The sequence below is a fragment of the Pseudomonadota bacterium genome, assembly GCA_030860485.1.
In the GTDB taxonomy this organism is placed as follows: Bacteria; Pseudomonadota; Gammaproteobacteria; order JACCXJ01; family JACCXJ01; genus JACCXJ01.
In genome coordinates, this window is record JALZID010000300.1 from 1 (window position 1) to 10,188 (window position 10,188).

Genomic DNA, 10,188 nt, shown 5'->3' on the forward strand with positions numbered 1-10,188 from the left:
GAGGCTGTCGATCGAGTTGAAACGGCTGAACGGGACGCAGCTCGAAAAGTGGGAGTCCTCACATGGGACCCCGAGGGAAAAACAAGAAGGGATAATCTGTAAAGTTATTCAAGGGACACTACACTAGGCAGCATGGCTTGGATTGTGAGATCAAGCCGTTGTGCTGCTGTTAGAGCCCGTGCGGAGAGATCAGTCCGGTCGCGTAGGCGATCATCAGGAACAGGAACAGGCCGATGGAGAGCGCGACGCGCAGGGACAGCGCCTGCAGGGTTAGCCCGGATCGACCGCGGAGCATCGCCACCAATGCACTGCCGAGGCTCGCGAGGATGGCGATCAGCACGACGATGACGATGACTTTTCCCACGATGATGACCGCCTCGGACCTCGCCCTAGCTTACACGCTTACACGATGTATCTCAGCCCGGCCTCGAGGTGAGAGGCCAGGGCCTCGGGATATAGGCGGCTCATCCAGGGGATGAAGCCGAGCTGCGGGCTGGGGATCCCCGCCTTGACCGTGTCCAGGGTGTCCCGCAGCGTCCGGTAGTCCCGATCGATCTGTATCGCCACCCAGCCGGCCAGTACGACGCCATCGCGCTCAATCGCCTCGGCAGAGAGCAAGGCGTGATTGATACACCCGAGCCGCAGACCGACCACGAGGACCACCGGGTAGCCGAGTCGGGCGGCGAGATCGGAGACGCGTGATCGGGGGCCCAGGGGCACCCGCCAGCCGCCGATCCCCTCGATCACCGTGAGCTCCGCAGCCCGCGCCAAGCGGCGTTCCACGGTACGGATCCGGGGAATGGATATCCGTACCCCGGCCTGGCGGGCCGCGAAGGCCGGCGCAATGGGCGGCTCGAAGGCGTAGGGATTGACCCACTCGTAGGGCAGATCCTCCCCGGCATGGTCCTGGATCATCAGGGCATCGTCGCTCCGCAGGCCCTGCTCGGTGGGGCGACAGCCGGTCGCCACGGGCTTCATGCCGTGCACCCTCTGCCCTCGCTGCCGCAATGCGGTCAAGAGTCCGAGGACCGTCCAGGTCTTGCCGACCCCGGTATCGGTCCCGGTCACGAAGACCCCGCGCCTCGACGGCTGGGGTTCGGGGGCCATCAGCGCTGTTCGGATCCACCACCGGGGGGACGGGGGAATCGGACCAACGGAAAGGTCGCGACCGTACTCCCGTTCTGGGGGCGAGTCGTGGGCAGCGGCGCCCAGGCATGCCCGAAGACGACCTCATAGGTGGCCGGCAGAACGCCGTTTCGGCGATGGCGCTCATAACGTTCCTGGACCTCTGCGAGGCGGCCTTTACCGGTGAGCCCGCGAGGCCGGCCCTGTGCAACATTGCCCGCGCCCAGACACCTGAGATCGCGCATCAAGGCCTCTAGGTCGCGGTAGGTCAGGGTAAGACGCTCGACATCCAGACAAGCGCCATGGAAGCCCGCCCGCACCAACAGGTCTCCGATATCGTGCATGTCGAGGAAGGCGTGTACATGCGGCCCCGGGCCTACCCCCGCCCAGCTGTCGCGCAACTCGGTGAGCGTGTCAGGACCGAGGGTAGAGAACATCAAGAGCCCTTGCGGTCGGAGCACCCGCCGAAACCCTGCGAATACCGTCTCTAGGTCATTGCACCACTGCAGGGACAAGTTGGCGAAGACCATCTCGACACTGCCGTGGGCGAGCGGCAGGGACTCGATGTCGGCTTGCAGGTAGCGCTCCCGCGAGAAGAAACGCGGTGCCTTGCTCCGGGCCTGTCGAAGCATCGCCATGGCCAGGTCCAGGACCACGATCCGGCTGCCCGCATAGCGGGCGCTCAAGCGCCGCGCCGCAAACCCGGTCCCCGCGCCGGCATCCAGGACCCAGCGCGGGCGGATATCGACGAGGTCCAAGCGCTCGCTCATGCGCAGGGCCACGGTCTCCTGCAACACGGCGTAGGCGTCGTAGTGCCCGGCGGCGTGTTCGAAGGCAGCCTTGAGGCGCGGCTTATCGAGCCGGTAGGGGTCGGGAAGTTTCATACAAATACTGTTGGACCAGCGCTAGACGAACAACCGCAGCCGAGCTCCGCCAGGGCCTCGACGAGCCGCATGACCTGTCCCTCGGTGTGCGCTGCCGTCAAGGACACGCGCAGTCTGGCACTTCCGATCGGCACGGTCGGGGGGCGGATGGCGGCCACGAACAGACCATGCCGCCGCAGGTGCGCGGCGGCCTCCAAGGCGCTGTCGTCCCCCCCGAACACCAGGGCCTGGATCGGCGAGCGGGGATCGCTCTTCGGGATGCCGATTTCGGAGAGCCCGGCCCGGAATGCCGCGATCAAGGACCTCAGGTGTTCGCGTCGCCAGGACTCCGTCCGGGCGAGCACTAGGGCTTCATGCACCGCTTCCGCGACAGCGGGGGCCAGGGCGGTCGTGTAGCGGTAGCTCCTGGCATCCTGGATCATCGTCTCGATGAGGTCATCGGAACCCGCCACGAACGCACCGAGCCCGCCCAAGGCCTTGCCGAAGGTGCCGATCTGGACCGGGACCGCTTCGCTGCCTAGCCGGAGCTCGGCAAGGCTGCCCTGGCCACCGGGGCCAAGGACGCCGATCGCGTGGGCATCGTCGACGACCAGTGCGGCATGGTAGCGTCCGCACAGGGCCGCGATCTGGCCCAACGGAGCGAGATCGCCGTCCATGCTGAATAACGACTCGGTGACGACCAAACGCCGGCTACCCTCGGCGGCCTGTAGGCGGCGCTCCAGGGCCAGGGTATCGCGGTGCGGATAGCGGAGCAGCCGGGCACGGGAGAGCTCCACGGCGTCGATGAGGGAGGCGTGATTGAGCCGGTCCGCAATGACCGTGTCGCGTCGGCCGGCGAGGGTCGTCACGACGGCGAGGTTGGCGAGATACCCTGAAGAAAAGACCAATGCCCGGTGCCGGCCGGTGAAGACGGCGAGGTCCTCCTCCAACCGGGCGTGGGCGCGGCAGTATCCCGAGACCAGCGGCGAGGCGCCGCTGCCGACACCATAGCGTTGCGCCCCGCGTTGAAACGCCGCGACGACGCGCGGGTGAGACGCGAGTCCGAGGTAGTCGTTGCTGGAGAAGTCGACGTAGCGCCGACCGTCTATTTGCCCCTCGGCGCCTGGCCCGGTCTCCCGGACGACGCGGTGCCGATAGCGGCTCCCGGCCGCACGGCTCGCGAGCCGCCGTGTAAGCTCCGGCGCCAGCCAGGACATCGGCAGGGGCTGCCTAGTGGCCCGTGCGAACGGGCTCCACGCTCATCCCTAGCCGCTCCAGGAGCCGCCGATCCCGCCCGGTGTCGGGATTGACCGTAGTGAGCAGGCGTTCGCCATAGAACACCGAATTGGCCCCTGCGATGAAGCACAGGGCCTGAAGCTCGTCGGACATCTCGGTGCGCCCGGCCGAGAGCCTCACAAGGGACGCCGGCATCAGGATGCGCGCGACGGCAATGGTGCGGACCACCTCGAAGGGATCCGGCGGGGGGACGGAGGCGAGCGGCGTGCCGGTCACCCGTACCAGCACATTAATCGGCACGCTTTCCGGGTGTTCAGGAAGATTCGCCAGCGTTATCAATAGATTAACAACATCCTCCCGCTCCTCCCCCATGCCGATGATGCCCCCGCAACAGACCCGTAGACCCGCTGCCCGGACATGTGCCAGGGTCTCGAGCCGGTCGTCGTAGGTGCGCGTGGTGATGATCTCCCGGTAATAACGCCGGGAGGTATCCAGGTTGTGATTGTAGTAGTCGAGCCCGGCCGTCTGGAGCTCCAGCGCCTGTTCGGCGCTCAACATGCCGAGCGTCGCACAGGTCTCGAGCCCCAGGGCTTTCACGGCCGTCACCATCTCGGTGACTCGGGCGAGCCCTCGGCTGCTGGGCCGGCGCCAGGCCGCACCCATGCAGAAGCGCGTCGCCCCGGCGGCCTTGGCTCTGGCAGCGGCCTCCCGAACCTCGGCGACACTGGTGAGGGGACCCGGCTCCATGTCCGTCTGATAGCGGGCACTCTGCGGGCAGTAGGCGCAGTCCTCGGGGCACCCCCCGGCCTTGATGTTCAGGAGGGTGCTCAACTGGACCGCGTGTCCGGGAAAGTGGCGGCGATGGATTCTCTGGGCGCGATAGATCAGGTCCGGCAGCGGGCGCTCAAACAAGCCCTGCCCCTCCGCCAGGGTCCAGTCATGGCGTATTGCGGCGGTTCCGGACGGCGCGGTCGGTGCCGGGGACGTGCTTGTTTCTTTGTACACTGCTAACCTCGTCGAGCTAGAATAAAGACCAGACGCATCGTAGGGGAAGCATCGTGCGGCGCTCGTGCATCCTGTGCCTGAGCCCGGCGACCGGTCCCGTGGACCTGTGCCGGGCGTGTCTCGACCTCTTCCCGGAGCAGGGCCCGGCGTGCGATCGTTGCGCGTTGCCGCTCCTGGTCGGGCAGCTCTGCGGGGCGTGCGTCACCCGTCCCCCGCCGTTCTCGCGTGCCCGTGTCCCGTTCCTTTACGCCTACCCATTGGATGCCCTGATCAAGGCAGCCAAATTCTCCAACCGGCTGGATTACCTGAACCACTTGGGGCGTATCATGGCCGATCGGCTCCGGGATGCTGTTCCTCCGCCGGAGTGCCTGGTCCCGGTACCGCTGCACTGGCGGCGGCTCGTCACTCGCGGTTACAACCAGGCCCTCGAGCTGGCTCGGCCACTGGCACGCGAGCTTGGGGTCCCGCTCTGCACCGGTGTATGCCGGCGTTCGCGTTATACCCGGCCACAAACCGGACTCTCGGCTCGCGACAGGGCCCGAAATGTACGCTCGGCATTCCGGGTAGCACGCGCCTTGCCCTACCGGCACATCGCATTGGTCGATGATGTCCTCACCACCGGCAGCACCGCCCGCGAGCTAGCGCGCGTCCTTTTGTCCGCGGGGGTCGTATCGGTCGAGGTGTGGGCGCTGGCGCGAGCGGCGCCGGGGCAAGCGTAGCGCGCGCCAGAGATGCATGGCCTAGGTATCAAGATTACCCACCGAGAGGGCATTGATCTCAATGAACTCGCGGCGCGGTTCCACCTGATCCCCCATGAGGGTGGTGAAGATCTCATCAGCGGCCACCGCGTCTTCGATGCGCACGCCGAGCAGGCTGCGCAGGCCGGCGTCCATGGTGGTCTCCCGGAGTTGGTCGGGGTTCATTTCCCCGAGGCCCTTATAGCGCTGGATATGGAGGCCGCTGCGGACCTCGCGCAGCAGCCACTCGAAGCCGTCTTTGAGTGAGGCGATCGGGTGGCTCTTCCCGCCAAGTTGTACCCTAGCGTCGGGGCCCAGGGGACGCCCCAACCGCCGATAGAGGTCCGCGACGCGCCGGAACTCGCTCGACATCAAGAAGTCGGTCGCGTACTCGTCGGTGATCTCCACGCCCTGGATCACGGTCGTCACGGCACCGATATAGCCGGAGGCCCCAAACGGTCGCAGGATCGCGTCGAAGGGGCGCTCGGGGTGTGCGGCATTGAGGCGGTCCTGCACCGTTTGAAACCACGACCGCAGCTCGGTCTCATCCAGAGGACCGGCGCTCGGCGGTAGTGGCTCCTGCGCCACGATATCGAGTATGGCCGACACATGGTAGCGGGCTAGCTTGTCGCGCATGGACTGCAGGGTTAGGTAATCCTGCCCCAGTTGCTCGACCAGACGCGGGTCCATGGGCTCACCACCCGCCTCCGGGTAGATCTTGGCGTCGTCCAACCCGAGACCCAAGAGGAAGGTCTGCAAGGCGCGATCGTCTTTGATATAGCGCTCCAACTTGCCCTTTTTGACCTTGTACAGCGGCGGTTGCGCGATGTAGACATGGCCGCGCTCGACCAGCTCGATCATCTGTCGGTAGAAGAACGTCAACAGCAGGGTCCGGATATGCGAGCCATCGATATCCGCATCGGTCATGATGATGATCCGATGATAGCGGAGCTTGTCGGGGTTGTACTCCTCCCGCCCGATCCCGCAGCCGAGTGCCGTGATGAGCGTACCCACCTCGGCGGACGAGATCATCTTGTCGAAACGCGCCTTCTCGACGTTCAGGATCTTGCCCTTGAGCGGCAGGATGGCCTGGAAGCGCCGATCCCGCGCCTGCTTGGCGGACCCGCCGGCGGAATCCCCCTCGACCAGGAAGATCTCGGACTGGCGTGGATCCCGCTCCTGGCAGTCGGCGAGCTTCCCGGGCAGACCGGCGATATCGAGCGCCGTCTTGCGGCGCGTCAGTTCCCTGGCCTTGCGCGCGGCCTCACGGGCACGCGCGGCCTCGACGATCTTGTCGGTGATTGAGCGGGCCTCGCCGGGCCGCTCCAGCAGAAAATCGTCGAGTTTCTCGGCCACGACGTTTTCGACCACGGCCTTGACCTCACTCGAGACCAACTTGTCCTTGGTCTGAGAAGAGAACTTCGGGTCATGGACCTTGACGGACAGGACCGCCGTGAGCCCCTCGCGCACGTCGTCACCGACCACCGACACCTTCGAGCGCTGAGCGATCCCCTCGCGGTCCATGTACTGGTTGAAGGTGCGCGTCAGCGCCGCCTTGAAGCCGGCCAGGTGGGCCCCCCCGTCGCGCTGTGGGATCGTGTTGGTAAAGCAGAAGATGTTTTCCTGATAGGAGTCGTTCCACTGCATGGCCACAGCGACCTCCACATCGTCGCGGGTGGCCAAGATGTGGATCACACTGTCGTGCAGCGGGGTCTTCTTCTTATTGAGGTGCTCGACGAAGGCCGCGATGCCCCCGTCATACCGGAAGGTATCCATACGACCGGCGCCGTCGTCGAGGAGGTCGATCTTGATACCGGGATTCAAGAACGACAGCTCACGAAAGCGCTTCGCGAGGATGTCGTAATGGAACTCGCGGTTGGAAAAGACCTCGGCACTCGGTTTGAACGAGACCTCCGTACCCGCGCCCGAGGCCGGCCCGGTGTGTGCGATGGGAGCCGTGGGGACCCCATCCGCGTACTCCTGCCGGTAGCACGCCCCATCCCGGCGGATCGTGAGGAGGAGGGACTCCGAGAGCGCGTTCACCACCGATACGCCGACACCGTGAAGCCCGCCCGGGGTCTTGTAGGAGTTCTCGTCGAACTTTCCGCCGGCATGCAGGGTGGTCATGATCACCTCGGCGGCCGACCGGCCTTCCTCCTCGTGCATGTCCACCGGGATGCCGCGGCCATTGTCCGTGACCGTGACGACGCCATCGTTGTGGACATGGACGGTGATCTCCGTGCAGTGACCGGCCAGGGCCTCGTCGACACTATTGTCGACGACCTCGAACACCATGTGGTGCAGGCCGGTCCCATCATCGGTGTCCCCGATGTACATGCCGGGGCGTTTGCGGACGGCATCCAGGCCCTTCAGGACCTTGATGTTGGTGGCGTCGTAACGGGCGGGCTCGCTCATGGCGCATTTTACCACGGCGCTGGACGTTCCACGTGGAACATCCTATGAAGTCCTGGCGGAGCCGCGACCGCCCCTACCTGCGGGGAATCTTGGGCGGGGCCCAGCTCACAGGCGCATCGGCATCACCACGAGGGTTGGATTTCTACCTTCCTCCGGAACCAGGATGCACCCGCTGCCGGCGTCCTTCAGCTCTATCCGGACCCTTTCCGACTCGATGACATCCAGGGCGTCCAGGAGGTAGCTCCCGTTGAATCCTATCTCCACGGGGCCACCCTCATAATCGACCTCGATGTCCTCTTCCGCGTGTTCCCGATCGGCATTCTGCGCCGTCGCGCTGAGCACCCCCTTGGCCAGCGCTATCCGAACCGCCTTGTAGCGATCGGTACACACGATACAGGCGCGCTTCAAGGAGTTCCGGAGCAGTTCCCGTGGTGCGATGACCACCCGCTCGCAGTCCTTCGGGATCACCCGGTCATAGTCCGGATACCGTCCATCGACGAGCTTCGACGTCAATGCGAGCGCACCCACCCGCACTTGCAGATGGGTCTCCCCGATCATCAACTGAGCCTCATCGCTACCACCGGGCAGTACCCTCAGGAGCTCGGTCACCGCCTTGCGCGGCACGATGATCTGCACCGGGTCCTGGCCTTCCTGTGGCAAGTCGATATCTCGGATCGCGAGCCGGTGCCCGTCCGTGGCGACGCCCCGCAGACCGCGCGCATGACGTTCCAACAGCATGCCGTTTAGATAATAGCGCACGTCCTGTACGGCCATCGCCACATGCGTCTCCTCCAGCAGGGTCTTGAGATCCCCACTCGGGACCGCGAGCCGCGCGCGTTCTGGGCACATTCCGATACGTGGGAAGTCCGGTGCCGCGAAGCTCATGAGGCTGAAGCGACTGCGACTCGAACGCACCGTCGCCTGGCCCTCGGAAACGGATAGCTCCACGCTTGCGCCTTCCGGCAGCGATCGACAGATCTCGTAGAGCATGCGCCCGGGCAAAGTGAACGCGCCCGGTTGCTCGGTACGATGAGGGAGCTCGATCGACAGCTCCACTTCCGTATCCGTTGCCACCAAGGTCATACTCGAGGCCAAACCATCGATCAAGACGTGTCCCAGGATGGGCATCGACTGCTGCCTGTCTACTACACCGATCAAGGACTGCAGAGGATGAAGTAGCTCGTCTCTATCAAAACAGTTCTTCATCTAAGGAATGATCCTTGTTACTAGGGGGTGGGGTTTCTGTGGGAATCCACTAAATTCTTAAACTTTACAATAAGTTATGTTGACACGAGCCTTAGGATAGGATGTTGGCGCCAAGCGCCACGGCGGTGGATGACGTGTGGGTAACAGCCTTCCGGACGGTGCCACCCCGTGTCATCCACAGCTTATCCAGCTCATGTCGTCAGGATCCTCGTCAAGGTCACAAAATCGTCGTTGATCCCGGTATCGCTCTTGCGCAGCGCCGCGATCCGGCGGTAGGCATGCAGGACGGTGGTGTGATCGCGCCCGCCGAAGGCGTCCCCGATCTCCGGCAGGCTGTGGTTCGTCAGTTCCTTCGCGAGGGCGATCGCCAGCTGTCTCGGCCGGGCGATCGAGCGGTTGCGGCGGCGTGACAAGAGGTCGGATACCCGCATCTTGTAGAACTCCGCCACCACCTTCTGGATGCCTTCCATGGTGACGGACTTGTCTTGAAGGGCCAGTAGGTCCTGCAGTGCCTCTTTGGTGAAATCCAGGCTGATGGGAAGTCCCGTGAACCGGGCCTTGGCGAAGACCCGGTGCAAGGCCCCTTCCAGCTCCCGGACATTGCCGCGGAAGCGTTTGCCGATGAAGAAGGCCACGTCGTCGCCGAGCGTAATCCCGGTCTGCGTGGCCTTGTTTTTCAGAATGGCCACACGCATCTCGAGCTCCGGAGGTTCCATCGCCACCGTGAGACCCCAGCTGAACCGGGACTTGAGTCGTTCTTCGACCCCGTTCACCTCCCTGGGATAGCGATCGCAGGTCAGGACGATCTGCTGTTGCCCTTCCAAGAGCGAGTTGAAGGTATGGAAGAATTCTTCCTGAGAGCGCTCCTTGCCCCCGAAGAACTGGATGTCGTCGATGAGCAGGGCGTCGACGGAGCGGTAGAAGCGTTTGAATTCGTTGATGCGGTTGTGCTGTAGCGCCTTGACCATCTCGGCCACGAAGCGCTCCGAATGTAGGTACACGACCTTGCGATCGGGCTTCAGGTGACAGATCGCGTTACCGACCGCTTGCATGCAATGGGTCTTTCCCAATCCGACCCCACCACAGATGAACAGCGGGTTATAGGCGAGCCCCGGGTTTTCCGCGACCTGAACCGACGCGGCGCGCGCCAGTTGGTTGGCCTTGCCCTCGACGAGTGTGTCGAAGGTGAAGCCCGTCTTGAGTCCGTTCGAAGCCGAAGCCGGTGGGCCTCGCACCGGTCGTGCTTGGACTGGCGGATCGGCCATGCCCTTGCGGGTCCCTATCCCTAGTTGCACGTCCACGGCGCCCTCCTCCGCGACGCTCAAGACCAGGTTGACGATGCGGTTCAGGTAGCGATCCCGGATCCATTCGAGCACGAACCGGTTCGGGGCGAGCAGGGTCAGTGCCCGGTCTGCCTCGACGGCCTGTAGCGGGCGGATCCAGGTGTTGAACTGCTGCGGCGGGACTTCCGATTCGAGCCGTCTCAAGCACTGCTGCCACAGGGAACCTCCCATGGTGGTTATGCCCTCTTCGTGAAGTGCCAAAAGACCGCGGGGTGGACCTCCCGCTCCCCACGCCGCGCCGATCGAACGGCTACCCGT

The 10,188-nt window shown here is 64.6% G+C and carries 9 protein-coding genes; 1 reads left to right on the forward strand and 8 read right to left on the reverse strand.

From position 1 onward, the window contains the following. Positions 1 to 169: 169 nt before the first annotated feature. From M3461_18960 to bioB, 5 genes are read right to left on the reverse strand one after another with little or no spacing between them, the layout of a single operon-like run. Positions 170 to 364: a DUF2909 domain-containing protein gene (locus tag M3461_18960; protein ID MDQ3776282.1), complete on the reverse strand. Its 195-nt coding sequence runs from the start codon at positions 362 to 364 to the stop codon at positions 170 to 172. A gap of 38 nt (positions 365 to 402) precedes the next feature. Next, positions 403 to 1,107 carry a dethiobiotin synthase gene (gene bioD, locus M3461_18965; protein MDQ3776283.1) on the reverse strand — a complete coding sequence of 235 codons (705 nt, stop codon included), beginning with the start codon at positions 1,105 to 1,107 and terminating at the stop codon, positions 403 to 405. Next, positions 1,107 to 2,009, reverse strand: a complete 903-nt coding sequence (gene bioC / locus M3461_18970; protein MDQ3776284.1) for a malonyl-ACP O-methyltransferase BioC — start codon at positions 2,007 to 2,009, stop codon at positions 1,107 to 1,109. Before bioC ends, bioD begins: the two co-directional genes overlap by 1 nt. Beyond that, positions 2,006 to 3,205, reverse strand: a complete 1,200-nt coding sequence (gene bioF, locus M3461_18975; GenBank protein ID MDQ3776285.1) for an 8-amino-7-oxononanoate synthase — start codon at positions 3,203 to 3,205, stop codon at positions 2,006 to 2,008. Before bioF ends, bioC begins: the two co-directional genes overlap by 4 nt. Before the next feature lie 13 nt (positions 3,206 to 3,218). Continuing rightward, positions 3,219 to 4,229: a biotin synthase BioB gene (gene bioB / locus M3461_18980; GenBank protein MDQ3776286.1), complete on the reverse strand. Its 1,011-nt coding sequence runs from the start codon at positions 4,227 to 4,229 to the stop codon at positions 3,219 to 3,221. Between the two features lie 53 nt (positions 4,230 to 4,282). Here bioB and M3461_18985 point away from each other — a divergent pair, with 53 nt between their 5' ends. Then, a complete protein-coding gene (locus M3461_18985) occupies positions 4,283 to 4,948 on the forward strand; it encodes a ComF family protein (GenBank protein ID MDQ3776287.1) in 666 nt (221 codons plus the stop codon). A gap of 21 nt (positions 4,949 to 4,969) precedes the next feature. Here the strand turns inward: M3461_18985 and gyrB are convergent, their stop codons facing one another. The 3 genes from gyrB to dnaA all read right to left on the reverse strand — a co-directional run bounded on the left by gyrB (position 4,970) and on the right by dnaA (position 10,101). After that, a complete protein-coding gene (gyrB, locus tag M3461_18990) occupies positions 4,970 to 7,381 on the reverse strand; it encodes a DNA topoisomerase (ATP-hydrolyzing) subunit B (protein ID MDQ3776288.1) in 2,412 nt (803 codons plus the stop codon). 105 nt (positions 7,382 to 7,486) lie between these two features. Next, complete coding sequence (gene dnaN, locus M3461_18995; protein MDQ3776289.1) at positions 7,487 to 8,587, reverse strand: DNA polymerase III subunit beta; 1,101 nt, start codon at positions 8,585 to 8,587, stop codon at positions 7,487 to 7,489. A 191-nt stretch (positions 8,588 to 8,778) separates the two neighbouring features. After that, positions 8,779 to 10,101 (reverse strand): chromosomal replication initiator protein DnaA, encoded by a 1,323-nt coding sequence (gene dnaA / locus M3461_19000; GenBank protein ID MDQ3776290.1) that lies wholly within the window; start codon positions 10,099 to 10,101, stop codon positions 8,779 to 8,781. Positions 10,102 to 10,188 lie beyond the last annotated feature (87 nt).

Bases quoted from the DNA above. Each gene is read 5' to 3' on its own strand.
- bioD (MDQ3776283.1), bottom strand. From the start codon at position 1,107: ATGGCCCCCGAACCCCAGCCGTCGAGGCGCGGGGTCTTCGTGACCGGG.
- bioC (MDQ3776284.1), bottom strand. From the start codon at position 2,009: ATGAAACTTCCCGACCCCTACCGGCTCGATAAGCCGCGCCTCAAGGCT.
- bioF (MDQ3776285.1), bottom strand. From the start codon at position 3,205: ATGTCCTGGCTGGCGCCGGAGCTTACACGGCGGCTCGCGAGCCGTGCG.
- gyrB (MDQ3776288.1), bottom strand. From the start codon at position 7,381: ATGAGCGAGCCCGCCCGTTACGACGCCACCAACATCAAGGTCCTGAAG.
- dnaN (MDQ3776289.1), bottom strand. From the start codon at position 8,587: ATGAAGAACTGTTTTGATAGAGACGAGCTACTTCATCCTCTGCAGTCC.
- dnaA (MDQ3776290.1), bottom strand. From the start codon at position 10,101: ATGGGAGGTTCCCTGTGGCAGCAGTGCTTGAGACGGCTCGAATCGGAA.